The sequence below is a fragment of the Luteimonas aestuarii genome, assembly GCF_004357985.1.
Taxonomy (GTDB): domain Bacteria; phylum Pseudomonadota; class Gammaproteobacteria; order Xanthomonadales; family Xanthomonadaceae; genus Luteimonas; species Luteimonas aestuarii.
Genome location: NZ_SMTF01000012.1, coordinates 28711 through 52551 on the forward strand (window position 1 = coordinate 28711; position 23841 = coordinate 52551).

Genomic DNA, 23841 nt, shown 5'->3' on the forward strand with positions numbered 1-23841 from the left:
CCCGGCCCGGTCTTCCTGTGACGTCGCCATCACGGCGCCGTCGTCAGGATGCGCGCACCCCCGCATTGGGCGGCATTGCACATCCCTTTGTATCGGACAGGAGACCTCGCATGAACTTCCTCATCTATCTGATCGTCGGCGGCATCGCGGGTTGGTTGGCCAGCATCATCATGCGCACCGATGGCCAGCAGGGCATCATTCTCAACGTGGTCGTCGGCATCATCGGCGGCCTGATCGGCGGCTGGCTGCTGCCGACGCTGGGCCTGGGCCTGGGTGGCGGCTGGGTCGGCTTCCTGATCACTGCGCTGATCGGCGCCATCGTGCTGCTGGCGATCGTCAACCTGTTCCGCCGCGGCAACGTGCGCTGAGTCAACGGTCCAGCAGCACGTTCGAATGCGAAGGCCCGGCGGTTGCCGGGCCTTTCGCTCGTGGGGACATCTGTTTCTGCGACGGAATCGTCTCAACCCGCCAGCCGCACCCATGCAGGGGCATGGTCGCTGGGGCGCTCCCAGGTGCGCGGCTCCTGGTCGATGCCCGATCCAACGGCGGCATCGCGCAGCGCATCCGACACCAGGGTCAGGTCGATGCGCAGCCCCAGGTTCCGGCGGAAGGCCGCCTGCCTGTAGTCCCACCAGCTGAAGACACCGGCTTCATCGCTGTGCAGGCGGAAGGCATCGTGCAGGCCCAGTGACTGCAGTCGCCGCAGCGCATCGCGTTCCGCGGTGGACGTGAGGATGTGGTCGTCGTTCCAGACTTCCGGGTCGTGCACGTCGCGCGCGTCGGGCGCGATGTTGAAATCGCCCAGCACGACCAGCTTCGGATGCGCCTGCAGCTCGCTGGCGATCCAGTCGTGCACCGCCTCCAGCCAGCGCAGTTTGTAGGCGTACTTGTCGGTGCCCACGTCCTGGCCATTGACCACGTACAGGTTGACGATACGCACACCGTCGATGGTGGCCGCGATCACGCGCTTCTGTTCGTCCTCGAAACCGGGGATGCCGAGCTGGATATCATCGATCGCACGACCGCGGGCCAGGATCGCCACGCCGTTATAGGTCTTCTGCCCCGCGAACACGCTGCGGTAGCCAAGCCCGGCCAGCGCGGTATCGGGGAACTTGTGGTCTTCCAGCTTGGTTTCCTGGATGCCCACCACGTCCGGCGCGAACGCGCCCAGCCACTGTTCCAGGTGCGGCAGCCGCACGTTGAGCGAATTGACGTTCCAGCTGGCGATCTTCATGTCGCGGGGTTCCATCGGGTTGCGTTGGCGGCGAAGCGTGGAGCCTGGCGTGCTACGCGTCGGGGGTCCGGACGCGTGGGGCGGGAGCGGAGAACAGCCTTGGCAAGATCCCGCCTGGATCAGGATCAGTGCGCAGTTGCGCATCCTACTGCACAGTTCCCGCCAGGCCCGGCCCGTCGAGTTCGCACGAACGCGGGCGCGGCAGCACGGGAGAGCCGCGCATGCCCGATGCGTCGATTGCCGCGTGGGTCCGGCTGCGTCGTGCGAAAATGCGCGCATGGACATCTTCAAGGTCTTCACCCTCGAGGCAGCGCACCGCTTGCCGAACGTGCCGCCCGGGCACAAGTGCGCGCGCGTGCACGGCCACTCGTTCCGGGTGGAGATCCATGTCTCGGGCGAACCCGGCACGGACACCGGCTGGGTGATGGACTTCGGTGACATCAAGCAGGCCTTCCTGCCGCTGTACGAACAGCTCGACCATCACTACCTCAATGATGTGCCGGGGTTGGACAACCCGACCAGCGAGCGCCTGGCCATCTGGATCTGGGACCGGCTGAAGCCGGTCTTGCCGGGATTGAGCGCAGTGGTGGTCCACGAGACCTGTACATCGGGCTGCCGCTATACCGGCCCTTCGCCCTAACCCATTGATTGATATGGCGATAAATCTGGGCTGAACCCATCAGGGAGCACGATGTTGCAGCGCAACATCAGCTGGGTTATGCTGCATCGCACAAACCGGCACTCCCTGCCGGACAACCGCAGGAAACCGCCATGAATCTCCAGTTCAATGACCAGTTCGTCGCCGCGACCCGCCAGTTCGCGGACACCGCCGCCCAGATCAACCGCCTGACCCTCGAGAACGCGCACAAGGCCTTCGGCCTGCAGCTCGCCACGCTGGAAGAGAACGCCGAAGCCACCTTCGCGTTCCTCGGCGAAGCCGCCGACGTGCGCGACATGGACGGCTTCAAGAGCCTGTTCCCGAAGGGCGTGCAAGTGGCCCGCGAGAACGTCGAGCGCGCCATCAGCGCCGGCCAGGAAGTCTTCGGCGGCACCGTGAAGACCAATGAAGCGATCGCCGGCATTGCCAAGTCGCAGGTCGAAGCCGCCACCTCCAAGGTGCAGGCCGAGGCCGACAAGGTGGTCAAGTCGGCCGCCAAGACTGCCAAGCGCCGTTGATCCACATGTAACACCGCGGCGCGCGACTGTCTCCCGCGTCGATTCGAAAACCCGGCAGCGCAAGCTGCCGGGTTTTTTGCTTGGCGCCTGCTACGCAGCACGCATGCGGGTGGCCGCTGATATCGGCAGGCGTCTCGACGCCAACGCCAGGTGGGCGGGTCCGCCGTTCCACCGGACTTGCGATGGACTGTACGGCGTGGATGGAATGTCGCCGCAACCAGGTGCATAGCGGCCGCGGCTTGTGGCGGCGACGGACCTCGCAGCCGCAGCGGGGTCTTTCCCGCGAGCGGAAAAGAACCTTGGTTCCTGGCGCAGGTAGCGTCTGCCAGGGGGCAGTATCCCGGCGCAGGCCGCTGTGGGCGACCGCCGCAATCCTGCGTGCGGATGGCGCTAGGCCTGCTGGTCCTGGCGCAGGCCGAGCAGCGCCTGTTTGGCGCGGGCGAACTCGTTGGCGATCAACGCCACGGCCACGGCGGGACGCTCCAGGGACTGTTCGCGCGCGGCCAGCTCGACGCGCTTGGCTGCAGCCGACAACGACATCGCGCCGAGGTTGGCGCTGGACGACTTCAGCGAGTGCGCGGCATCGCGCAATGCGTCGTAGTCCGGGCCGGCGGCGGCATTCTCGAGATCCTTCAGCAGGCGGGGCGTGTCCTCGAGGAAAACGTCGACCAGGCGATCGACCTCGTCGCCCAGCATCGCGCGCAGGTCTTCGATGATCTCTGCTTCCAGCACCGGTGGTTGCGGACGACGGGCTGCGGGGGCGTCGTACGCCGTCATCGGCGTCGATGCAGGCGGCGCAGGGGGCGTGGGCCGTGGCGCAGAGGGTGTCGGTGCCGGTGTGCGCGTGGCGGGCGCCGGTGCGGCGTCTGGTGCCGGGGATGCAGGCGAGGCTGCGATGTCGACCTGGTCGTCATCGCGGGCGATGCGTGGCGGGGGCGGCGGGTCGATGATCGCCACCGCGAGTTCCTCGCTGGCCCTCTGCTCCGGCGCTGGTGCCACCAGGCCGGCGAACTCGGCCGGCACCGGGATCTGCTCGGGGTCGAACCAGCGGTGCAGGCAACGTTCCAGTTCGCTGCGCGTGACCGGCTTGGGCAGGTAGTCGTCCATGCCGGCGTCGAGGCATTTCTGGCGGTCGCCGGCCATGGCGTTCGCGGTCATGGCGATGATCGGCAGGCGGCGGCCGTCGGCGGCTTCGGCTTCGCCCTCGCGCCAGCGCTGGGTGGCGGTATAGCCGTCCATCACCGGCATCTGGCAGTCCATCAGCACGATGTCGTAGCGCGAGGCGGACATGCGCATCAGCGCCGCCTCGCCATTGCTGGCGGTGTCGCAGGAAATCCCCAGCACGCCCAGCAGGCGCTGGCCGACCATCAGGTTGACCGGGTTGTCCTCGACCAGCAGCACGCGCGGTTTGCGCTGCGTGCCGCCGACCGGCGCGTCGCCGCCGGCCTTGCCGGCATCGGGCGCGGTCGTCGTCGGCTTGGGGGCATCCTCGCGCATGCGTTCTGCATCCTGTTGCCTCGCGCCGCCCACCAGAGCGGCGCGCAGGTCGGCGTCGGGCGCCTGCCGGCTCAGCAAGGTGGTGCTGCGTTGCAGCTCCTCCGCCACCGGGTCGTCACCGTACAGGCAGACCAGCTTGAGGTCACCGTACACCGACTGCCGCCCCAGGTTGCGGTGCAGCGCCAGCGCCGTGTTGCGCATGCCGGCCAGGTCGGCAAGCACGATGGAGTAGGCCCACGGTGGCCCCTGGTTGGCGGCGGTGCGCAAGCGGTCCAGCGCTTCCTGCGTGGTCTCCACCGCACTGACGCGCAGCCCCCAGTTGGGCAGCAGCATGCTCAGGCGCAGGCGCAGGCGCGGGTCGGCGCTGAGCAGCAGCAGGCGGCCGCCCTGCGGCGCCTGCTCGTCGGCCGGCATGTCGCCCTGCACCTTCAGTAGCGGCACTTCGAACCAGAAGGTCGCGCCCATCCCGGGCTCGGAGTCCACGCCGATGCGGCCTCCCATCAGTTCGACGATGCGCCGCGAGATCGCCAGCCCCAGTCCGGTCCCGCCGTACAGACGGGTGGTAGACGCGTCGGCCTGGCTGAAGGCCTGGAACAGGCGCGCCTGCCCGGCTGGCGAGATGCCGATGCCGGTGTCGCGCACTTCGAACCGCACCTGGTGCTGCGCCGCGGTCTCGCCGACGCGGCGCAGGGTGACGGTGATCGATCCGCGTTCGGTGAACTTCACCGCATTGCTGACCAGGTTGCCCAGCACCTGGCGCAGGCGCACCGGGTCGCCGCGCACCGGCAGGCGTACCGAGGATTCGAGCTGCAGGTTCAGGCGCAGGCCCTTGCTTTGCGCGGGTCGCTCCATCAGCTGCAACACGCCCTCGACCAGCTCGCGCAGGTTGAAGCCGGTGGTTTCCAGTTCCAGCCGGTCGGCCTCCAGCTTGGAGTAGTCGAGGATGTCGTCGACGATGCGCAGCATCTGCTGCGACGACAGGTAGGCGGTGCGCACCAGCTCGGCGTGGTCTGGCGCCAGCCTGGCGTGCATCAGCAGGTCGAGCATCGGCACGATGCCGTTGAGCGGCGTGCGGATCTCGTGGCTCATCGTGGCCAGGAACTCGCCCTTGGCCATCACCGCCGAATCCGCGGCCTGCTTGGCCAGGCGCAGGTCCTGTTCCAACTGCGTATGGCGATCCAGTTCGCGCTGCAATAGGGTGAGTTCTTCGGCACCGCGTCGGCGGTCTTCGTCGGCCTCTTCCAGCTGCCTTTCGCGCTGGCGCATGTTGTAGACGATGGCCATCAGCGCAAATACCGCCAACAGCGCCAGCACCAGCGCGAACCCCTGCCACGGACCTTCCATGCCCAGCACGTGCAGCGCAGTGGTCACCGCGGTGCCGCCGGCGGCACCCAGCGCGAACCAGCGGAGCATGATGGACGAGGGGCGTGCGCGGCTGACGGTCAGGGCCATTTCAGAGCACCGAATGCTGGAAGTCGAAGTCCAGCCCGCCGGCGGCGCGCTGCACCAGGTTGCCCTGGATGAAATCCACGCCGCTCATCCACAGCGTGGCGGCAGCCTGGGGGTCTTCGACCTGCTGGCCGATCACCTGCAGGCCAAGGCGGTGCGCCTGCTCGATGGCCTCGCGCATTTCGTCACGCACCTGGCCATCGTCCAGGCCCGAGGAATAGCGTGCCGACAGCCGCACGTAACCCAGGGGCAACTGCGCCAGCAGGGCACGGGCTTCGGCGTCGGGTCGATACTGGCTGAGGCAGAGCTGCACGCCGGCCGGCACCATCGCGCTGCAGAATTCCTGCAGCGACAGCGCGTGGATCAGTGCATCCTCCTGGCGCACGTCGATCACCAGCGACGACCCTTCGATCCCTCTGGCGGCCAACAGCGACAGCAGCTCGGCAGCGTAGCCATCGCGGGTGAGGCTGCGCGCGGACTGGGTGACGAACAGGCGGAGGCCACGGCCCTCGCCGCGGCGTCGCTGCATGGTGTCGATGGCGAGCGACAGCACGCGGTGGTCGATCTCGTGCAGCAGGCCGGCGGCATCGGCAGCGGGCAGGAATTCCGCGGCGGTATACAGCCGGCCATCGCGGTCACGCATGCGCGCCAGCGTCTGGTATTGCGCCTCCTCGCCGCCGGCGACGGCCACGATCGGCTGGAAGGCGAGCTCGAAGCCGTGGCCGTCGACCGCTTCCCGCACCATGTCGGCCAAGCCGACGTCTTCACGGATATCCGGTTGCGTGGCGGGTTGCCATTCGGCGATGCCGATGGGCGTGGTTCGCGCGCTGCGCAGCGCCTGTTCCGCCGAGGCCAGCGCACTGCCGGCATCGTTGAAGCCGTGCGACAGCGATGCATAGCCGACCAGGCCGCGCAGGCGCACGGTCTGGCTGCCGGCTGCGAACGGCTCCCGGCCAAGGCCGTCGCGCAGCGCGCGGGCGAAGGCGGCCAGGTCCTGCGTGCCAGACACGTCGGTGGCGAAGACCAGGAAGGTGTTGTCGTTGAGTCGCGAGGCAGGGTGTCCGCCCGCCAGCGTGCCGATGTGGCGGCCGGCGTCGGTCAGCACCGATTCCAGGGCGGCATAACCGTAGCGGTCGCGCAGCGCGCTGGTGCCCTCCACCTCGAGGAAGAACAGGCCGCCGTCGCGTGTTCCGGCGATCGCCCCGGACAGCAGTTGCAACATCTGCGGGCGGGTGTGCAGGCCAGTGGCAGGGTGGCGTTCGGCCGGTTTGGCGGCGCCCTGCAGCGCGCGGGCGCGGCGGACCCGGTTCTGCACGGTCAGCACGAGGTGCCGCGGGCGCACCGGCTTGTTCAGGAAATCGTCGGCGCCGACATCCAGCACCTCGAACTGGCGTTCCGGGTCCGGGTCGCCGGTCAGGAACACGATCGGTACCCGTCCCAGCTCGGCGTGGGCTCGGATCAGTCCGGTCAGCTCCACGCCATCCATGCCCGGCATGTGCAGGTCCATCAACACGAGGTCCGGCTGGAACTGCTCCAGCGACGTGATCACCTCGCCCGGTGCGCCGGCCACCAATGCCTGCATGCCGGCGCCATTGATCACGCTCTCGGCGAACAGCGCCTGGCTGGGATCGTCCTCGACGATCAGCACGCGATACGGGGCGTCGGCCTTGCTGTCGCTGTCTTCCGCCCGGCGTGAGGCGACCAGCGCCGGCAGCTCCGCCAGTGGATCCGGGGCTTCCGCCCCGGGCGCTTCGGCGGGCTGCGCATCGGTCGCCCAGCGCCGCCAGTAGTGTGCAGGCGGGAATTCGGCGCGGGTGCGGGCGTCGGCGGCGGACATCCCTTGAACTGTGCCGGGATGGGCCGGAGGAGGCAACTTCTTTCTTGTGCGCTGCGTCGCAGCCAGCAATCCTGGCGATGGCAGTGGCCATCGCAATGGCGACATCGCAGCGTCCGTGCCGGTGCGTGCTGCGCCGCGCAGCGTCGTCAACAGCCCGCCCAGCGCCGCGGACCAGGGCGCATCGATGCTGTTTGCCTGCGCATGCAGCCGTGCGGTTTCGTCGACAAGCGTATCCAGGGAGTCGGCCGAGAGCCCGTCGGGCAGGCGCAACCTTGCTTCGACGGTGTCGAGGTGCCGATGCAAGGACTGCAATGTTTCCTGGACCAGGCCCTCCGGTCCAGCCGCCATGCCTGTCATCGACGATCCCCCCGTGGCTTCGTCGTGTGATGGGTGTGAGCCCGGCGCGCGATCGTTCGTGCCGCGGGCGGGCCGCGCGTCCTGACGCACGTCTCCGGAAAGACGGGATCGGCCGCGCCGGGAGGCCAGCATGCGCCCCGGCGGGTGCGTGGGGTCAGGGCATGACCGGCCGGGGCGCCCGCCGGAACAGCTTGCGCCAGATCCACCACACCACCAGCGCGAAGCCGACACTCACGGCCACCACCAGCGCCAGCGCCACCCAGGGATAGGCGAAGGCCAGGGCCAGTGCGCCCACCACGGCCACATCCTCGGTAACCGAAGCGGTCCAGTTGCTCAACGGCTCCGGCGAGGTGTTCATCAGTGCCCGCGAGCCTGACTTCAGCAGGTGGCTGGTCAGCGCCACGCCCGCGCCGGTGGCCAGCATGCCGGCGCCCAGGTCGCCATCGGGCGACAGCGTGGCGGCGGCCAGGAAGGCGCCGGCCGGCACCCGGGCCAGCGTCTGCAGCAGGTCCCAGCCGGAATCGACCCCGGGGATCTTGTCGGCGAAGAACTCGGTGACCGCCAGCGCGCCGGACACGCCCACCACCCACGGCGAGGTGGCCACTGCCAGCGCAGGCGGCAGCTCCAGCCAGCCCAGCATGCCGGCGATGCCGATGCCGAAGACGGTCAGGTACACCCGGATCCCGGCCAGCCAGGCCAGCAGGATGCCGATGGCGAACAGATGGGCTTCCGACATCGCATTGCCCCCGGCGCGGCCATGAACGTGCGCAGTATAGGCAGCGCACGGGACGGATGCAGGCAGCGGCGGCTGGCGATACGCTTCGGGGCATGAGCGAATCGACACCTCCGGCGGCCGACCCCGGCGAATCGCCGTCCGGCGCGATCCGGCAGACCGCCGCCCGGCACCCATGGTGGGCCTACGGCGCGTTGGCCGTGCTGCTGGCGGCGCTGCTGTTCGGCGCCTGGGGCGTGTGGACGGTGGCGTCCGGTGGCGCGGGCGGTGGAAGCTCGTCCGCGGGTCACCGGGTCGAGCTGGAGCGGCTGGAGCAGGAAGTGGCCACGCTCAAACGCTCCGACCAGATCAGCCGCGACGCCAATGCCGAACTCCAGGCCTCGCTGGCGGCCCGCGACGAGGAGATCGCGGGCCTGCGCTCCGACGTGGCCTTCTACGAGCGCTTCGTCGGTGCCACCGCGCAGCCGCGCGGGCTGGCGGTGCACGAGCTGGAACTGCGCCCGCAGCAGGCCGATGGCCAGGTCTGGCACTTCATCGCCACCCTCACCCAGACCCGCGACCGCGACGCGCCCAGCGCCGGCCGGCTGACGCTGTCGGTCGAGGGCACGCAGGACGGGCGGCTGCAGCGGCTGTCGTGGGCCGACCTGCGCCAGCAGCCGGACGCCAATGGCAGCGAGTATTCGTTCCGGTACTTCCAGCGCGTCGAGGGCGACATCATCCTGCCGCCGGGCTTCGTGCCGCTTCGCATCCATACCCGGCTGGCGCCGTCGTCCGGCGCGCCGATCGAACGCACCATTCCGTGGGCCGAAGCGGCACGGGTGGCGGTTGACGGTTGAACTCGGCCGATTGCCGCCCCATCCTGATCGACATGGAACTCTTCGACTCCGCTGCCCCCGGCTACCAGTCGCTCGAACGCCCGCTGGACTTCACCCCCGCGGCGGCGGGCAAGGTGCGCGAACTGATCGACGGCGAGGGCAATCCCGGCCTCAAGCTGCGGGTGTACATCCAGGGCGGCGGCTGCTCCGGCTTCCAGTACGGCTTCGAGTTCGACGAACAGCAGGCCGAGGACGACCTGGCCGTGGTGACAGACGGCGTGACCCTGGTGGTCGACCCGCTCAGCCTGCAGTACCTGATGGGCGCGTCGGTGGATTACGTGGAAAGCCTGCACGGCGCGCAGTTCACCATCCGCAACCCCAACGCCAAGTCGACCTGCGGTTGCGGGTCCTCGTTCACCGTCTGACGTCGCGTCGCATGCCGTCGCCGTCGTTCGCCTTCATCGATGGCGCGTTGGATCGCGCCGAGCATGTCCGCAGCGATTCCGCCCGGCTGGCGACGCTGTGGCCGGATGCGCGCGTGCTGCTGCTCGATGCCGACGGCCGCGCGCAGGCCGACGATGCGGGCGCATTGCGCGCCAGTACCGGTGCACGGCATCCGGACCGTAGCGCCGATGCGGTGCTGCTGGGACTCGATGGCGGACAGGCCTGGTTCGCGTTGCCGCTGCTCGCGGATGAGTCTGGCGACAGCGACCAGCGCGTCGACCTGCGCACCGCCGCGGCCACCTGGCCGGTGCGCGACGCCACTGCCTTCGCACAGGCGCGCGCCGTGCTGCACTGGCGCGCCCGGCACCGTTACTGCGGTGCCTGCGGTGGTGCCCTGCGTTACGACCGTGCCGGCTGGCTGGGCCGCTGCACGCAATGCCACCTCGAGCATTACCCGCGTACCGATCCGGCGGTGATCGTGGCGGTGACCGATGGCGAGCGACTGCTGCTCGGCCGCCAGGCGAACTGGCCGGCGCGACGCTATTCCACGCTGGCCGGTTTCGTCGAACCCGGCGAGACCCTGGAGCAGACCGTGGTGCGCGAAGTGTTCGAGGAATCGGCGGTGCGCGTGCGCAGCTGCCGCTACCTGGCCTCGCAACCGTGGCCGTTCCCGTCGTCGCTGATGCTTGGTTTCGTGGCCGAGGCCGAGACGGACGTGCCGCGCGTCAACGACGTGGAACTCGAGGACGCGCGCTGGTTCACGCGCGACGAAGTGGGCGCTGCGTTGCGTGGCGAGACGAAGGACGCGGGCCTGCTGGTCTCGCCGCGCCTGTCGATCTCGCGCTGGCTCATCGAGACCTGGCACGCATCGTTGTAGGCCCGGGCCGCGCCTGCGCCCGCTGCCGTCATCCCGGGGAACGACCGGACCCGGCGCGTTCAACCGCTTCAAGGCCCTCAATGACGCTGGGCCCCGGCGTTCGCCGGGGTGACGGGAATCGCGATGCGAACGGATCGCGCCCCGTCAGGCCACGTCCCCCCGCAACGCCCGCACCTTCGCTTCCAGCTGCGCCGCGGTCACCGTGGGGTCTTCGATCGGCGCATCCGCCATCACCACGATGTGCGCACGGAACCTGCGCGGCACGCGCATGCGCCGCAGCCGTGAATCGCGCCGGCTCCACATGCTGCTCCACAGCCCGCGCAGCGCCATCGGCACCACCGGCACCACCTGCCCCCGCGCGGCGGCGCGTTCGAGGATCGTCTCGACGCCGGACTTGAATGCCGCGATCTCGCCGTCGGACGTCAGCTTGCCCTCGGGGAAGATGCCGACGATCTGGCCGTCGGCCAGCGCCGCGTCGATGGCGTCGAACGCGCGCTGCATCAGCGCCGCATCCTCCTTCGGACTGGCGATCGGGATCGCCTTCGCGGTGCGGAAGATCCAGCGCATCAACGGGATCTCGAAGATGCGGTAGTACATGACGAAGCGTACCGGCCGCGGGATGGTCGCCGACAGCACCAGCGCGTCCATGTAGCTGACATGGTTGCAGACCACCAGCGCCGCGCCCTCGTCCGGCACGTGTTTCTCGATGCCGTGCAGCTCCAGCCGGTACAGCAGGCGCACCATCAGCCAGCTGACGAAGCGCATGAAGAATTCGGGCACCACGGTGAAGATCCAGATCGCCACCAGGAGGTTGGCGATCGCCAGCGCCAGGAACACCTGCGGGATGCTCCAGCCCAGCGCCTTCTGCGTGACCAACATGGTCGCCGCGGCCAGCACGATGAAGCCGGAGTTCTGGATGTTCAGCCCGGCGATCACCCGCGACAGTTCGTGGCGCGGCGAACGCTCCTGGATCAGTGCGAACAGCGGCACCACGAAGAAACCGGCGAACAGGCCGATGCCCAGCAGGTCGACGATCACCCGCGCGCTGCCATCGGCGCGCACGAAACCCATCATGCCGTTACCGGTGCCGACCTGCAGGCCGGTGTGCGCGAACGACAGGTCGAGGATGAAGGCGCTCATGCCGATCGCACCCAGCGGCACCAGGCCGATCTCCACCGTGCGCCCGGACAGCTTCTCGCACAGCAGCGAACCCACGCCCACGCCGACCGAGAACAGCGCCAGCGCGAAGATGTACAGCGTCTCGTCGCCGCCCAGGTGCACGCGCGCATACGCCGGCAACTGCGAGGTCAGCACGGTGCCGACGAACCAGAACCACGACACGCCCAGCACCGAATTGCGTACCGCCAGTTGCTTGCGCGCCAGCTTGAGCATGCGCACCGATTCGGGCACCGGATTCCAGTTGATCTGCAGGTCCGGCGCACCGGCCTCGACCCGCGGCACCAGCCGCGCGATCAGGTTGCCGGCCACCGCCAGCGCCACCACCGTGCCGCCGGCCACCCACGGCCCCTGGTCGCCGGCCAGCTTGAACAACAGGCCGCCGACGACCATGCCCAGCAGGATCGACATCGACGTGCCCATTTCCACCAGGCCGTTGCCGCCCGTCAGTTCCTCGGGCTTGAGCACGGACGGCAGGATCGAATACTTCACCGGCCCGAACAGCGTGGACTGCACGCCCGTGGAAAACAGCGCCAGCAGCAGCAGCGGCAGGTTCTGCAGCGCGAAGCCCAGCGCCGCCACGCCCATGATGCCGATCTCCATCGCCGTGGTGATGCGGATCAGGCGCTGTTTCTCCAGCTTCTCCGCGATCTGCCCGGCGAAGCCGGAGAACAGGAAGTAGGGCAGGATGAACACCGCCGGCGCCAGTGTCGCGTACAGCGCCAGCTGTTCGTCGCTGGCCTGCAGCCAGAACAGCATGCCGATGATCGCCTGGCGGAAGACGTTGTCGTTGAGCGCATTGATCGACTGCACCGAGAAATACGGCAGGAAGCGGCGCTGCCGCAGCAGGTCGAACTGGGAGTGGTTGTCGCGGGGGTCTGCCATGTGGCCTCCGTGGCTCGCGGCGAGTGTAGCGGGGCGATGCGGCGGTCGATACGCCGCCGGCGAGGTGGCGTCGCGTTGTACCGGAGGGAGCGTGGCGCGTCACCTCGTGCGCCCATCCCCGAGCCGGGCCACGCCGCCGACGTGCCCGGGGACAGTGCGTTCTACGCCGCGCGCAACCACGCGACATGCCCGGGTGTAGATTCGCAACGACAGATCGCAATGCGAGACAGCCCGGTGGCCACACCCATGATGCCCGCCGCCTTCCTCGGCCACGGCAGCCCGATGAACGCACTGGAACGCAACCGGTTCACCGAGGCGTGGCGGCGCTTCGGGGCGTCGGTGCCGAGACCGCGCGCGATCCTGGTGGTGTCGGCGCACTGGTATGTCAACGCGCTGGCGGTCACCGCGATGCCGCGGCCCCGGACCATCCACGACTTCTACGGCTTCCCGCAGGCGCTGTTCGACGTGCAATACCCGGCGCCGGGCCTCCCCGACCTGCATGGCGAGATCGCGGAGCTTGTGAAGCCCGATCGCGCCGGCGCCGACATCGACAGCTGGGGGCTGGACCACGGCACCTGGTCGGTGCTGGTGCACGCCTTTCCGCAGGCCGACATCCCGGTGGTGCAATTGTCGATCGATGCGCGCAAGCCCTTCGCCTGGCACCTCGCGCTCGGTGCCAGACTGGCCGAACTGCGCCGTCGCGGAATCTTGGTGGTCGGCAGTGGCAACGTGGTGCACAACCTGCGCGCGATCGATTGGCAGCAGCCGGATGGCGCCTTCGACTGGTCGCGCCGTTTCGACGCGGCCGTGCGGGACCTGATGCGGTGGCGTCCGCATGATGTGCCGTCACTGGTGTCGCATCCGGACTTCCGCAGCGCCGTTCCGACGGACGAACACTTCCTCCCGCTGCTGTACCTCGCGGGCATGGCCGCGGCGGACGACGTGCAGGCGGATGTACTGGTCGATGGCTATGCCTACGGCTCGCTGTCCATGGCCGCGTACGCGGTGGACGCGCAATGCCCGCAGGCCGCCGGCATCGGCACGGGTGCCGCGCCGCTGGACACGGCCCTGCCGCCCGAGGACGCGAACGTCTGACGGGCACTGTCGGTCGGTCCATTCAAGCATCGTCCTGCCGGCGACTGCGAAGCGTTGGGTCGAATGCGCCGACCACCACGAACCGGGGTGCGGCGATGGCGGGAGCCCGCGCCGTAGTGGCCTCAGCCTGGCTCGCGGTCGATCGCCCGCCAGCCGATGTCGTGGCGGTGGAACTCGCCCGGCCAGCTGATGCCCGCGACTTCGGCGTAGGCCTTGCGCTGGGCGTCGGCGACGGTGTCGCCGATGGCGCATACGCACAGTACGCGGCCACCCGCGGTCACCACGTGGTCGCCCTCGATGCGCGTGCCGGCGTGGAACACCTTCGTGTCCTCTACGGGCGGAGCGTCCCAGGCATTGATGGTGTCGCCGATCCGCGCGGCGCCGGGATAGCCTTCCGCCGCCATCACCACGCCCAGCGACGGACGCGGGTCCCACTGTGCGTCGATCGTGTCGAGTCGGCCGTCGATCGCGGCTTCCACCAGGTCCAGCAGGTCCGATTGCAGGCGCAGCATGATCGGCTGCGTCTCCGGATCGCCGAAGCGCACGTTGAACTCGATCACCCTTGGCGCGCCGGACGCATCGATCATCAGGCCCGCGTACAGGAAACCGGTGAACGGCGTGCCGTCGGCCGCCATGCCGGCGACGGTGGGTTCGACGACCTCGCGCATCACCCGCGCATGCACCTCGGGCGTGACCACCGGTGCCGGCGAATACGCGCCCATGCCACCGGTGTTGGGGCCGGTGTCGCCATCGCCGACGCGCTTGTGGTCCTGGCTGGTGGCCATCGGCAGCGCGGTGCGGCCGTCGACCATCGAAATGAAACTCGCTTCCTCGCCGTCGAGGAACTCCTCGATCACCACGCGCGCGCCGGCTTCACCAAACGCGTTGCCGGCAAGCATGTCGCGCACGGCCGATTCCGCATCGGCCAGGGTCATCGCCACGATCACGCCCTTGCCCGCGGCCAGGCCATCGGCCTTGACCACGATCGGCGCGCCCTTGTCGCGGAGGTAGGCCAGTGCGGGCTCGACTTCGGTGAACACGCCGTAGTACGCCGTGGGAATCCCGTGGCGTGCGAGGAAATCCTTGGCGAAGGCCTTGCTGCCTTCCAGCCGCGCGGCGGCCGCCGTGGGTCCGAAGATGCGCAGCCCGGCGGCGCGGAAACGGTCCACCACGCCCGCGACCAACGGCACTTCCGGGCCCACGACGGTCAACGCGATGTCTTCGTCGCGCGCCAGCCGCAGCAGGCCGTCGAGGTCATGCGCATGGACAGGTGCGTTGCGGCACTTCGGCTCGCGCGCAGTGCCGGCGTTGCCGGGCGCCACGATCACCTCCCCGACGCGCGGTGATTGCGCCAGCTTCCACGCCAGCGCGTGTTCGCGTCCGCCGGAACCGATGACGAGCAGCTTCATGTCGGAGTGTCCTTGCGTGCCTGTCGGGTGCGGCGCGCCTTGAGGCTGTCCAGCGTCACCGCGGCGATGGTGAGGACGGTCATCGGAATCACCACGTACACCATGCCGAACCGGAAATCGGCCAGCGCGGCGTGGCTGGAAGCCGCCATCAACAGGTAGGCAGTGTACGCAACGTAGTAACCGACGAACACCGCGCCTTCCCAGCGCGAGATGCAGTGGCCGGTGAAGAAGATCGGGAGGCAGGCGACGGCGACTGCGGTCATCACCGGCAGGTCGAAGCGCAATGCCACCGGATGCACGGGCACGCCTTCGCTCGCGATCAGCGCGGTGCCGCCCAGCACCAGCAGCAGGTTGAAGATGTTGCTGCCGACGATGTTGCCGACCGCCAGGTCGCGTTCGCCGCGGATGGCGGCGAGGATGGACGTGGCGATCTCGGGCAGCGACGTGCCCACCGCTACCACCGTGAGCCCGATGATCAACTCGCTCAGGCCCAGCGCGGTCGCCATGCCGGTCGCGGCCTGCACCAGCAGGCGCGCGCCGCCCACCAGCAGCGCCAGGCCCACGGCCATCAGCAGGACCTGCCGCACCACGCCGGCCTTCTTGGCCGCCACGCCATTGCCGTCCCGCACCTCGGGACGTTCAGGCACCTGCTCGGGCGTGCGCAGCGCCAACCGGATCAGGAACACCGTGTAGGCCACGGCCCCCGCCAGCAGCACGCCACCCTCCCAGCGTGCGATGTGTCCGTCGAGTGCCATCACGAAGCACAGCACCGAGGCACCGATCATGATCGGCACGTCCAGCCACACCAGCTGGCGTTGCACCACCAGGGGCGTGATCAGCGCGACCACGCCCAGCACCAGCAGCACGTTGGCGATGTTGCTGCCGACGATGTTGCCCAGCGCCAGGTCCGGCGACCCGGACAGCGCGCCGTCGATGCTGATCGCCAGCTCCGGCGCGCTGGTGCCGATGGACACCACGGTCAGGCCGACGATGATGGGCGCCAGGCCCAGCGCCAGCGCAAGTCGCGACGCGCCGCGTACCAGTGCCTCGGCACCGACCAGCAGCAGGACGAGGCCCGCCGCGAACAGCAGTGCGAGCATCACGGTGGTGTCGCCCCGCACGCGCTTGCCGGCATTTCGACTTCGAAGAACACGTTGTCCTCGCGGTCGAGAAAGCGGCGCGCCAGCCGCACGTCGCTGTCGAGCAGTCTTTCCAGCGCGGGATGCGCGCACAGCAGGCGCAAGTCGTCCTGTTCGTCCTGCCGCAGTTCCTCGAAGCGGGGGTGTTCACGCGTCTTGATGGCGTTGCCGCCGGGGCTGCGGATCACCTGCACCAGGGCATCTCCTTCGATCGACACCGATTCGATGACAAGGTCCTCGACATGCGCCGCGGGCAGCGTGGCCGCCATTGCGTCGCGCGCCTGCTGCAGCGCTCGCGCATCGTCGCCGCCGCATGCCGCCAGCAGGCTGCACAACATTCCCGCGAGGAAGCAACCGGATCGCATCGTCATCTCCGTGCGCGCAGGGCGTGGATGGGTCAGTGGCGGAAGTGGCGTACGCCGGTGAACACCATGGCGATGCCGTGTTCGTCGGCCGCGGCGATGACCTCGCTGTCGCGCATCGAGCCGCCCGGCTGGATCACCGCCTTGATGCCGGCCTGCGCCGCGGCGTCGATGCCGTCGCGGAACGGGAAGAACGCATCGCTGGCCATGGCCGAGCCTTCGACCTGCAGCCCCGCATCCGCCGCCTTGATGCCGGCGATGCGCGCCGAGTACACGCGGCTCATCTGTCCGGCGCCGACGCCGATGGTGCGGTTCTGCTTCGCATAGACGATGGCGTTTGACTTGACGAACTTCGCCACCTTCCACGCGAACAGCAGGTCGTCGAACTGCGCGTCGGTCGGCACCAGCTTCGACACCACCTTGAGCGCGTCGCGCGTCACCACGCGATCGTCGGCGGTCTGCATCAGCATCCCGGAGCCGACGCGCCTGGTATCGATGAAACCGGTCGATGCCGGCGCCAGGGGAATGCGCAGCACGCGCACGTTGGCCTTCTTCCTGGCGTAGTCCAGCGCGGCGGGCTCGTAGTCCGGTGCGATCAGCACTTCGACGAACTGGTGGTCGAGGATCGCCTTCGTGGTGGCCGCATCCAGCGGGCGGTTGAACGCGAGGATGCCGCCGAAGGCGCTGGTCGGGTCGGTGGCGTGGGCGAGTTCATAGGCCTCGCCGCAGGCCACGCCGACGGCCACGCCGCAGGGGTTGGCGTGCTTGACGATCACGCAGGCCGGCGCGTCGAACTGGCGCACGCATTCCCAGGCGGCATCGCTGTCGGCGATGTTGTTGTAGCTCAACTCCTTGCCCTGCAGCTGTTCGAACGTAGCGAGGGAGCCGGGCGCGGGGTGAAGGTCGCGGTAGAACGCCGCCTGCTGGTGCGGGTTCTCGCCGTAGCGCAGGTCCATGACCTTGACGAAGCTGCCGTTGGCCTGCGCGGAAAAGGGCGCGCGCACCGGCACGTCGGCCGAGGCGTCGGTGATCGCCGAGAGGTAATTGCTGATCGCGGCGTCGTACTGCGCGACGCGGTTGAACGCGGCGACCGACAACGCGAACCGCATCTTCGCCGACAGCGCACCGTGGTTCGCATCGAGTTCGGCCAGCACGTCGGCGTACTGCGATGGATCGGTCGCCACCGCCACGCGCGCGAAGTTCTTGGCCGCGCTGCGCAGCATCGCCGGGCCACCGATGTCGATGTTCTCCACCGCATCGGCCAGCGTGCAGTCCGCCTTCGCGGTGACCGATTCGAACGGGTACAGGTTCAGCACCAGCAGGTCGATCGCAGCGATGCCGTGCTCGGCCATCACCGCATCGTCGATGCCGGCGCGACCCAGCAGGCCGCCGTGGACCTTCGGGTGCAGCGTCTTGACGCGGCCGTCCATCATCTCGGGAAAGCCGGTGACCTCGCTCACGTCGCGCACGGACAGGCCCGCGTCGCGCAATGTCCGGGCAGTGCCGCCGGTGGACAGCAGTTCGACGCCATGCGCATCGAGCGCGCGGGCCAGTTCGAGCAGGCCGGTCTTGTCGGACACGGACAGCAGGGCCCGGCGGACGGGCAGCAGGTCAGGCATCGTGGTTGGGCGGGCGTGGAGGGGGCGCCATTGTAATCCGCAGCGCTGATGCGGCGGCGGCGCGACGCGCGGCTTCTGCGGCGAGCCCGTCGACCCCGGCGACGTTACGCGTCCAGCCCGTACTCGCGCAGCTTCTTGCGCAACGTGCTGCGATGGATGCCCAACAGCGTCGCGGCTCGGCTCTGGTTGCCGTCGCAGTGCTCCAGCACTTCGACGAACAGCGGGATCTCGAGTTCGCGCAGCGCGATTTCGTACAGGTTGTCCGCTGCATGGCCATTCAGGTCGCCGAGGTAGCGTCGGACGGAATTGGCGACATGCTCGCGCAGCGGCGCGCGTGGCTGCGCGCGTTGCGTGGCGTCGGTACGTTCGGGGGTGTTCAAGGATGCATCCGGATCGCGTTGGGACAGCATCGCCGCGCTGCGCTGCAAAGGCGGCCGCGACGAGGGGGGAGCGAGTCTAGCGCGTCGTCGTGCGTGGCGCCAATGCAGCGTTGCGATCAGTGGAAATCGAACGAAAACGCGACCACGTTCGCAGCCGGCTCCCGCACGTCCAGGCGGATCATCGCGCTCTGTCCGCTGGACAACGTGGCTTCCGTGGGCATTTCGCCCAGGTATTCATCGGGCGCGAAATCGCGCATGCCGATGCTGCGGCCCTCCACGTCCGACAGCGTCAGCACCACGCGTGGCCACGCCTGTGGCCAGCGTGCGTCGTTGCGCAGCGTTGCCGTGGCGCGCAGCACGCCAGGCTGGGTGGGATGCGCGCGCACGTCGCGCGCGACCAGGTGGAACGCGGCTGGCTCACGCCAAGGCGGCAGGTTGCAGCCGAGCGCACCGCACAGGGTGGCCAGCAGCGGCCGCCAGCTTGCATCCATGGACAGGCGTGCACGATCGGCCAGCAGGATCTGCAGGATCAGCAGCGCGGAAAGCGCGCCGATTGCCGCGGGTGCGACCCAGCGTCGCCGGGGTGTCGCTGGGGCCGACGCATGACGCGACGCAGCGAAACTTGGCGCGGAGGCTTTCGACCGCGGGGCGGCCGGATCGGTCTTTGTCGAGGGGTCCTGCGACGCAGCGGGCGGGGTCGGGACGAGCGCCCCGGACAGGCCTTCGACATTGCCTGACTGGATGTCTTCCGACTGCGTGCCTTGCACGGGTCGGGTCGCCCCACCTTCCGCTGCGTCGACCCGGGTCACGTCGGCAGTGTCGACCGTCGGCGATACGGTCGACGCATCCGTTGACACGGTCGCTGCGCCGGGCGACAGGCCACTGTCTTCGTCCAGCGGCGCGCCGACGAAGCCTGGCGCGTCCTGCGCCGCGTCGTCCCCGTCGTGCAGGTCGTCGCGCCTGGCCAGCGCGGCCACCAGGTCGGCCGCGCGACGCCAGGCGCCGTCAGGGTCGTCCGAGTGTTCCCGTGCGGCGTTGCCTGCGCCATCCTCCGGCGCTGCTGCTTCGCCATCGTGAAGGGTTTCGATCGGTTCGGCAGTGGGCTGCGTCGGAGCGGCCTGATCGCCATCCGCGGAAGGCGATGCGGCGTCCGGCACCTGCGCAGGCGCATCCGATTCGCGCAGCGCGCCCTGGCAGCGCGGGCAACGTTCCGGCGGCGCATCGGTCGCGGGGTCGGTGGCGACCAGTGCGTTGCAGTGGCGGCAGTTGATGAACATGCCGCTATTCAAGCATGCCGGCGCAAGCGTCAGGCATGCATGCCGTCACCTGCGCACGCCGTCGATGCGGACCCAGTCGCCCTGGCGTGCGACGTGAAGCCTGTCGAACCAGGGGCGGAAACGTCGCAGAAGATCTTCTTCCTGCCCGTCCAGGATGCCCGACAGCGCGATGCGTCCGCCGGGCGCGGTGCGGTCGGCCAGCGTGTCGGCGAGGGCGTCGAGTGCCGAGGCCAGGATGTTTGCGATGACGACGGGATACGTTCCACGCGGGTCATCCGCGGGCGCGAATACGTCCAGCCGGTCGCCCACGGCATTGCGCCCGGCGTTGTCGCGCGTGGCCAGAAGGGCTTGCGGATCGTTGTCGATCCCCACCGCCTGCGCCGCGCCCAGCTTCAGCGCCGCCAACGCGAGGATGCCGCTGCCGCAACCGAAGTCGAGCACGGTCGTGTCCTGCAGCGTGCCCTCGACCGCCAGCGCGTCGAGCCACTGCAGGCACAGCGACGTGGTGGGGTGCGTGCCGGAACCGAAGGCCAGGCCTGGGTCGAGCCGCACGATGGCGGCCTCATCGCTGCTTGCCTCGGCCGGAAGGTCGCGGTTCCACGGCACGATCCAGGTCCGCTCGCCGAAGCGCAGCGGCTCATACTGGTCCATCCACACGCGTTCCCAGTCCTGGTCGTCGACCTTGCGGAAGCTGGCGCCCGACCAGTCCAGGCCCGGATCGAAGGCCTCCAGCGTGGCCAGCAGCAGCAGCGCATCGGCATCGCCCGGGAACAGCGCGGCCAGCACCATCTCCTGCCACAGCGGCGTCTCGCCCACGCCCGGCTCGAAGATCGCCTGTTCGTCGGCGTCATCCAGGTGCGCGTCCTGCATCGTCACCGACAGCGCGCCCACGTCTTCCAGTGCCCGTTCGACGCGGGGCTGTTCGGTTTCGCTGCAGCGGACGGTGAGTTCGAGGAAAGGCATGGCGTCGAAGCGTGTGGGTGAGGCGCGGCGGCTGTACGGAAGTGGATGGCCGTACACGGCAGATCGCCGGTGGGCGCAATAAGATACCGGTTCTGCATCGAGGTGCGATGCGACGGTTCGCCACCTTCGCCCGTAGTTGCACAGGCTCGCCCGTCGGGGCGGTGCGTGGCTTTCTCCCACAGGACGGCATGCAAACAGCGCACATCCCCCGCCCGACAGCCTCGCGCGCCATGCGCGCCCTGGTGGTGCGTGGCGTGCTCGTGCTGTCGGCCTTGGTCGCGTCATCGGCGTTGCTGGGCGGTTGTGCGCAGCCGGACGTGGCACAAACGCATGAGGCGATCCCTGCGCCGGCCGTGCGATCTGCCGGGTCGAAGGGCGGCGGCGCTGACCCGGCGAGCCGCGCGGCGTCGGCCGTGGCGCGGGACCTGCACGATGCGGCATCCGCGGCGCCGCTGCAGCCGGACCTGCGCACGGCGTTCAACGCGTCGCGCGACCTCTACCGATACGCGCAGGCACTGGCACCCGCGGTGCACGCCGGAGATGCGGATGCGACGTGGCTGATGGCGCGCGTGGTCGATACCTGTGCTGTTTACGCCACGGATCCGGCGGCATACGCACGGGATTCGCGATTGCTGCAGGACATGGGCCTGGATGCCGGGGCGGCGCTGCGTGCTGCGCGCGATCATGTCGCAAGTCGCTGCGGGCGCTTCGTGGCGGGCGATGATTTTTCGTTGGCACGGACGACGCAGCTTCGGCGTGACGCCGCGCAGGCCGGCAGCCTGGCCGCGGAGGCCGAACTGCTGGCCGCAGGTCAGCCGCTGGAGGCAGGGGAAGACTACGCCCAGGAGCTTCTGGAGCGCGTGCATGCGTCATTCGATGGCGAAGCCTACAGCGCGATTGCGCCCGCCGTGGGCGGCCTGTCGACCGCTTCGCTGTTCGGGCAGCGCGACGTGGCGCCGCAGTACAGGGAGCTGGTCTGGCACCTCGCAGCGTGCCGCCTGGGCATGGACTGCGGCCCCGACAGCCCATTGATGACGTCGTACTGCGTCAACGGCGGCATCTGTTCGCGCGACCGGGCGCAGGGTTTCGAAGAGTTCGCATATGACGCAGCAGTGCCGCGACAAAGCGCCGACGTGGTGCGGCGTGCGGTCGATGCGCTGGTCGGGAGAAGAGGAGAGTGATGATGAAGTTCCGTTTGCGGTCACGGGGAACGGGTACGCTGTTCTGGCTGTCGCTCTTTTCCGTGTATGCGGTGGCGGCTGCCGGGGTGGTGGTGCTGGATGCGAACAGCCGCGACCACGCCGACCTGTCCCAGGTCGCCACGGTGACGGTCTATGCCCCGGAAGAGATGCGTGCCGTCGGCGCCGCGCAGATGGCAGCCGTCTATCGCGCGAGCAGTGGTACGCCGTTCACCTCGCTTCCACCCGGCAGCACCGTGCGCGTGGTCTGGCCCGACGGTTCCAGCGAGTACGTCGCCATCGTGAACCCCGCCGCACGCAATGGCGTGCGCACGTTGCCCGGCACGCAGCGTAACGGAGAGTGGGAAGAGGTAGCGCCCGGAACGTCCGAAAAAACGCAGGAATCGGCTCGAGCGGAGCGAGTCCGCGGCAGGCCTCAGAGCCTGGAGGAATCAGCACGCGATAGCGCGAGATAACGAAGCCGTGGATCTTCTCCGCGGGCGCGCCGACCCGACACCGGGTGTAGTGCAAGGTGTCATGCATCAACGCTGATGGCCGCCGATATCACCCGATCGACAGCGCCTTTTCCTTGCGCTCCGCCAGCCGCTTCTCGAGGTAGTGGATGTTCTGTCCACCGGCCTGGAAGCCGGCGTCGGCCATGATCCGCTGCTGCAGCGGGATGTTGGTCTTGATGCCGTCCACCACCATTTCGCTCAGCGCCACGCGCATCCGTGCGATCGCCTGCTCGCGGTCGGCACCGTGCACGATCAGCTTGCCGATCATCGAGTCGTAGTTCGGCGGTACCGCATAGCCTTCGTAGATGTGCGAGTCCACGCGCACGCCGGGGCCGCCTGGTACGTGGAAGTGCTGGATCAGGCCGGGCGAGGGCAGGAAGGTGTCCGGGTCCTCCGCGTTGATGCGGCACTCGATGGCGTGGCCGCCCAGCACGATGTCGCTTTGCTTGATCGTCAGCTTCTGGCCCGACGCGATCTTCAGCTGCTCGCGCACCAGGTCGATGCCCGTCACCAGTTCGGTGACCGGGTGTTCCACCTGGATGCGGGTGTTCATTTCGATGAAGTAGAAACGGCCGTCCTCGAACAGGAACTCGAAGGTGCCGGCGCCGCGGTAGCCGATGCGGATGCACGCTTCCACGCAGACCTTGCCGATCTGGGCGCGCAGCTCCGGCGTGATGCCGGGTGCGGGCGCCTCCTCGACGACCTTCTGGTGGCGCCGCTGCATCGAGCAATCGCGTTCGCCGAGGTGGATGGCGTTGCCCTGGCCGTCGGCGAGCACCTGGATCTCCACGTGGCGCGGGTTCTCCAGGAACTTCTCCATGTAGACCATGTCGTTGCCGAACGCGGCCTTGGCTTCCTGCTTGGTGGTGGCGATGGCGTTCACCAGTGCGGCTTCGGTATGCACCACGCGCATGCCGCGCCCGCCGCCGCCGCCCGCGGCCTTCACGATCACCGGATAGCCGATCTCGGCGGCGATCCTGACGTTGGTCGCCGCGTCGTCGCCCAGCGGGCCGCCGCTGCCGGGCACGCAGGGCACGCCGGCGTCCTTCATCGCGCGGATCGCCTCGACCTTGTCGCCCATCAGGCGGATGGTCTCGGCCTTGGGGCCGATGAAGATGAAGCCGGACTGTTCGACGCGCTCGGCGAAGTCGGCGTTCTCGCTGAGGAATCCGTAGCCGGGGTGGATGGCCTGCGCGTCGGTGACCTCGGCCGCGGCAATGATGCTGGCCATGTCGAGGTAGCTCTTCGGCGACGGCGCCGGGCCGATGCACACCGACTCGTCGGCCATGGCGACGTGCTTGAGGTTGCGGTCGACGGTGGAATGCACCGCGACCGTGCGGATGCCCAGCGCGTGGCACGCGCGCAGGATGCGCAGCGCGATTTCGCCGCGGTTGGCGATGACGACTTTATCGAGCATGGCCAAG

General features: G+C 69.0%; 22 protein-coding genes. 9 read left to right on the forward strand and 13 right to left on the reverse strand.

Going from position 1 to position 23841, the window contains the following annotated elements; translation table 11 throughout:
• Positions 1–110: 110 nt before the first annotated feature.
• On the forward strand, positions 111–368 hold the full coding sequence (locus E2F46_RS13080) for a GlsB/YeaQ/YmgE family stress response membrane protein (RefSeq protein WP_133322773.1): 258 nt from the start codon (positions 111–113) through the stop codon (positions 366–368).
• Between the two features lie 92 nt (positions 369–460).
• Here the strand turns inward: E2F46_RS13080 and xth are convergent, their stop codons facing one another.
• Positions 461–1234: an exodeoxyribonuclease III gene (gene xth, locus E2F46_RS13085; RefSeq protein ID WP_133322775.1), complete on the reverse strand. Its 774-nt coding sequence runs from the start codon at positions 1232–1234 to the stop codon at positions 461–463.
• A gap of 277 nt (positions 1235–1511) precedes the next feature.
• On the opposite strand from xth, the gene queD reads away from it, so the two are divergent.
• Together queD and E2F46_RS13095 are read left to right on the forward strand one after the other, a co-directional pair.
• Positions 1512–1874 carry a 6-carboxytetrahydropterin synthase QueD gene (gene queD / locus E2F46_RS13090; protein WP_133322777.1) on the forward strand — a complete coding sequence of 121 codons (363 nt, stop codon included), beginning with the start codon at positions 1512–1514 and terminating at the stop codon, positions 1872–1874.
• Positions 1875–2005: 131 nt separating this feature from the next.
• Positions 2006–2410 (forward strand): phasin family protein, encoded by a 405-nt coding sequence (locus tag E2F46_RS13095; protein WP_133322779.1) that lies wholly within the window; start codon positions 2006–2008, stop codon positions 2408–2410.
• Between the two features lie 390 nt (positions 2411–2800).
• Here the strand turns inward: E2F46_RS13095 and E2F46_RS13100 are convergent, their stop codons facing one another.
• From E2F46_RS13100 to E2F46_RS13110, 3 genes are all read right to left on the reverse strand, one after another.
• Positions 2801–5320, reverse strand: coding sequence for a hybrid sensor histidine kinase/response regulator (locus E2F46_RS13100; protein WP_425599838.1), 2520 nt, complete (start codon positions 5318–5320; stop codon positions 2801–2803).
• A 40-nt stretch (positions 5321–5360) separates the two neighbouring features.
• The gene (locus E2F46_RS13105; protein ID WP_341777564.1) at positions 5361–7541 is read right to left on the reverse strand and encodes an EAL domain-containing protein; all 2181 of its coding nucleotides are present in this window, start codon (positions 7539–7541) and stop codon (positions 5361–5363) included.
• A 163-nt stretch (positions 7542–7704) separates the two neighbouring features.
• A complete protein-coding gene (locus E2F46_RS13110) occupies positions 7705–8286 on the reverse strand; it encodes a DUF4126 domain-containing protein (protein WP_133322781.1) in 582 nt (193 codons plus the stop codon).
• A gap of 92 nt (positions 8287–8378) precedes the next feature.
• On the opposite strand from E2F46_RS13110, the gene E2F46_RS13115 reads away from it, so the two are divergent.
• The 3 genes from E2F46_RS13115 to nudC are packed head-to-tail and all read left to right on the forward strand — an operon-like array spanning position 8379 to position 10419.
• Positions 8379–9119: a DUF6776 family protein gene (locus tag E2F46_RS13115; protein ID WP_243720428.1), complete on the forward strand. Its 741-nt coding sequence runs from the start codon at positions 8379–8381 to the stop codon at positions 9117–9119.
• 32 nt (positions 9120–9151) lie between these two features.
• Positions 9152–9523: an iron-sulfur cluster insertion protein ErpA gene (erpA, locus tag E2F46_RS13120; RefSeq protein ID WP_133322783.1), complete on the forward strand. Its 372-nt coding sequence runs from the start codon at positions 9152–9154 to the stop codon at positions 9521–9523.
• A gap of 11 nt (positions 9524–9534) precedes the next feature.
• A complete protein-coding gene (nudC, locus tag E2F46_RS13125) occupies positions 9535–10419 on the forward strand; it encodes an NAD(+) diphosphatase (RefSeq protein ID WP_133322785.1) in 885 nt (294 codons plus the stop codon).
• Positions 10420–10563: 144 nt separating this feature from the next.
• Here the strand turns inward: nudC and E2F46_RS13130 are convergent, their stop codons facing one another.
• Positions 10564–12480, reverse strand: a complete 1917-nt coding sequence (locus E2F46_RS13130) for an MFS transporter (RefSeq protein WP_133322787.1) — start codon at positions 12478–12480, stop codon at positions 10564–10566.
• A 246-nt stretch (positions 12481–12726) separates the two neighbouring features.
• Between E2F46_RS13130 and ygiD the strand changes: the two genes are divergently transcribed.
• Entirely contained in the window at positions 12727–13575 is an 849-nt protein-coding gene (ygiD, locus tag E2F46_RS13135; protein WP_243720429.1) for a 4,5-DOPA-extradiol-dioxygenase, read from the forward strand.
• Positions 13576–13697: 122 nt separating this feature from the next.
• Here the strand turns inward: ygiD and purD are convergent, their stop codons facing one another.
• The 7 genes from purD to prmA all read right to left on the reverse strand — a co-directional run bounded on the left by purD (position 13698) and on the right by prmA (position 20724).
• Positions 13698–14984 carry a phosphoribosylamine--glycine ligase gene (purD, locus tag E2F46_RS13140; protein ID WP_133322789.1) on the reverse strand — a complete coding sequence of 429 codons (1287 nt, stop codon included), beginning with the start codon at positions 14982–14984 and terminating at the stop codon, positions 13698–13700.
• The gene (locus E2F46_RS13145; protein ID WP_133322791.1) at positions 14981–16084 is read right to left on the reverse strand and encodes a calcium/sodium antiporter; all 1104 of its coding nucleotides are present in this window, start codon (positions 16082–16084) and stop codon (positions 14981–14983) included. The genes purD and E2F46_RS13145 overlap by 4 nt, the downstream gene beginning before the upstream one ends.
• Positions 16084–16488, reverse strand: coding sequence for a hypothetical protein (locus E2F46_RS13150; RefSeq protein ID WP_133322793.1), 405 nt, complete (start codon positions 16486–16488; stop codon positions 16084–16086). Before E2F46_RS13150 ends, E2F46_RS13145 begins: the two co-directional genes overlap by 1 nt.
• A gap of 32 nt (positions 16489–16520) precedes the next feature.
• Positions 16521–18104, reverse strand: coding sequence for a bifunctional phosphoribosylaminoimidazolecarboxamide formyltransferase/IMP cyclohydrolase (gene purH / locus E2F46_RS13155; RefSeq protein ID WP_133322795.1), 1584 nt, complete (start codon positions 18102–18104; stop codon positions 16521–16523).
• Positions 18105–18208: 104 nt separating this feature from the next.
• Positions 18209–18484, reverse strand: a complete 276-nt coding sequence (gene fis / locus E2F46_RS13160) for a DNA-binding transcriptional regulator Fis (protein ID WP_243720430.1) — start codon at positions 18482–18484, stop codon at positions 18209–18211.
• A 116-nt stretch (positions 18485–18600) separates the two neighbouring features.
• Positions 18601–19761, reverse strand: coding sequence for a DUF3426 domain-containing protein (locus E2F46_RS13165; RefSeq protein ID WP_133322799.1), 1161 nt, complete (start codon positions 19759–19761; stop codon positions 18601–18603).
• 45 nt (positions 19762–19806) lie between these two features.
• A complete protein-coding gene (gene prmA / locus E2F46_RS13170; protein ID WP_133322801.1) occupies positions 19807–20724 on the reverse strand; it encodes a 50S ribosomal protein L11 methyltransferase in 918 nt (305 codons plus the stop codon).
• A gap of 230 nt (positions 20725–20954) precedes the next feature.
• Here prmA and E2F46_RS13175 point away from each other — a divergent pair, with 230 nt between their 5' ends.
• Together E2F46_RS13175 and E2F46_RS13180 are read left to right on the forward strand one after the other, a co-directional pair.
• Positions 20955–21905 carry a hypothetical protein gene (locus tag E2F46_RS13175; protein WP_243720431.1) on the forward strand — a complete coding sequence of 317 codons (951 nt, stop codon included), beginning with the start codon at positions 20955–20957 and terminating at the stop codon, positions 21903–21905.
• 2 nt (positions 21906–21907) lie between these two features.
• The gene (locus E2F46_RS13180) at positions 21908–22378 is read left to right on the forward strand and encodes a hypothetical protein (RefSeq protein WP_243720432.1); all 471 of its coding nucleotides are present in this window, start codon (positions 21908–21910) and stop codon (positions 22376–22378) included.
• 88 nt (positions 22379–22466) lie between these two features.
• On the opposite strand, the gene accC is transcribed toward E2F46_RS13180, so the two are convergent.
• Positions 22467–23834, reverse strand: a complete 1368-nt coding sequence (accC, locus tag E2F46_RS13185) for an acetyl-CoA carboxylase biotin carboxylase subunit (protein WP_133322803.1) — start codon at positions 23832–23834, stop codon at positions 22467–22469.
• Between the last annotated feature and the right edge of the window lie 7 nt (positions 23835–23841).

Excerpts from the sequence above, each read along its gene's own strand:
- E2F46_RS13080 (WP_133322773.1), top strand. The coding sequence starts at position 111 with ATGAACTTCCTCATCTATCTGATCGTCGGCGGCATCGCGGGTTGGTTG.
- purD (WP_133322789.1), bottom strand. The coding sequence starts at position 14,984 with ATGAAGCTGCTCGTCATCGGTTCCGGCGGACGCGAACACGCGCTGGCG.
- E2F46_RS13100 (WP_425599838.1), bottom strand. The coding sequence starts at position 5,320 with ATGCTCCGCTGGTTCGCGCTGGGTGCCGCCGGCGGCACCGCGGTGACC.
- E2F46_RS13180 (WP_243720432.1), top strand. The coding sequence starts at position 21,908 with ATGAAGTTCCGTTTGCGGTCACGGGGAACGGGTACGCTGTTCTGGCTG.
- E2F46_RS13150 (WP_133322793.1), bottom strand. The coding sequence starts at position 16,488 with ATGCGATCCGGTTGCTTCCTCGCGGGAATGTTGTGCAGCCTGCTGGCG.
- E2F46_RS13095 (WP_133322779.1), top strand. The coding sequence starts at position 2,006 with ATGAATCTCCAGTTCAATGACCAGTTCGTCGCCGCGACCCGCCAGTTC.
- nudC (WP_133322785.1), top strand. The coding sequence starts at position 9,535 with ATGCCGTCGCCGTCGTTCGCCTTCATCGATGGCGCGTTGGATCGCGCC.
- xth (WP_133322775.1), bottom strand. The coding sequence starts at position 1,234 with ATGAAGATCGCCAGCTGGAACGTCAATTCGCTCAACGTGCGGCTGCCG.
- E2F46_RS13175 (WP_243720431.1), top strand. The coding sequence starts at position 20,955 with ATGCGCGCCCTGGTGGTGCGTGGCGTGCTCGTGCTGTCGGCCTTGGTC.
- E2F46_RS13115 (WP_243720428.1), top strand. The coding sequence starts at position 8,379 with ATGAGCGAATCGACACCTCCGGCGGCCGACCCCGGCGAATCGCCGTCC.
- erpA (WP_133322783.1), top strand. The coding sequence starts at position 9,152 with ATGGAACTCTTCGACTCCGCTGCCCCCGGCTACCAGTCGCTCGAACGC.
- E2F46_RS13110 (WP_133322781.1), bottom strand. The coding sequence starts at position 8,286 with ATGTCGGAAGCCCATCTGTTCGCCATCGGCATCCTGCTGGCCTGGCTG.
- queD (WP_133322777.1), top strand. The coding sequence starts at position 1,512 with ATGGACATCTTCAAGGTCTTCACCCTCGAGGCAGCGCACCGCTTGCCG.
- E2F46_RS13145 (WP_133322791.1), bottom strand. The coding sequence starts at position 16,084 with ATGCTCGCACTGCTGTTCGCGGCGGGCCTCGTCCTGCTGCTGGTCGGT.
- E2F46_RS13130 (WP_133322787.1), bottom strand. The coding sequence starts at position 12,480 with ATGGCAGACCCCCGCGACAACCACTCCCAGTTCGACCTGCTGCGGCAG.
- accC (WP_133322803.1), bottom strand. The coding sequence starts at position 23,834 with ATGCTCGATAAAGTCGTCATCGCCAACCGCGGCGAAATCGCGCTGCGC.
- E2F46_RS13105 (WP_341777564.1), bottom strand. The coding sequence starts at position 7,541 with ATGGCGGCTGGACCGGAGGGCCTGGTCCAGGAAACATTGCAGTCCTTG.
- purH (WP_133322795.1), bottom strand. The coding sequence starts at position 18,104 with ATGCCTGACCTGCTGCCCGTCCGCCGGGCCCTGCTGTCCGTGTCCGAC.
- prmA (WP_133322801.1), bottom strand. The coding sequence starts at position 20,724 with ATGCCTTTCCTCGAACTCACCGTCCGCTGCAGCGAAACCGAACAGCCC.
- ygiD (WP_243720429.1), top strand. The coding sequence starts at position 12,727 with ATGATGCCCGCCGCCTTCCTCGGCCACGGCAGCCCGATGAACGCACTG.
- E2F46_RS13165 (WP_133322799.1), bottom strand. The coding sequence starts at position 19,761 with ATGTTCATCAACTGCCGCCACTGCAACGCACTGGTCGCCACCGACCCC.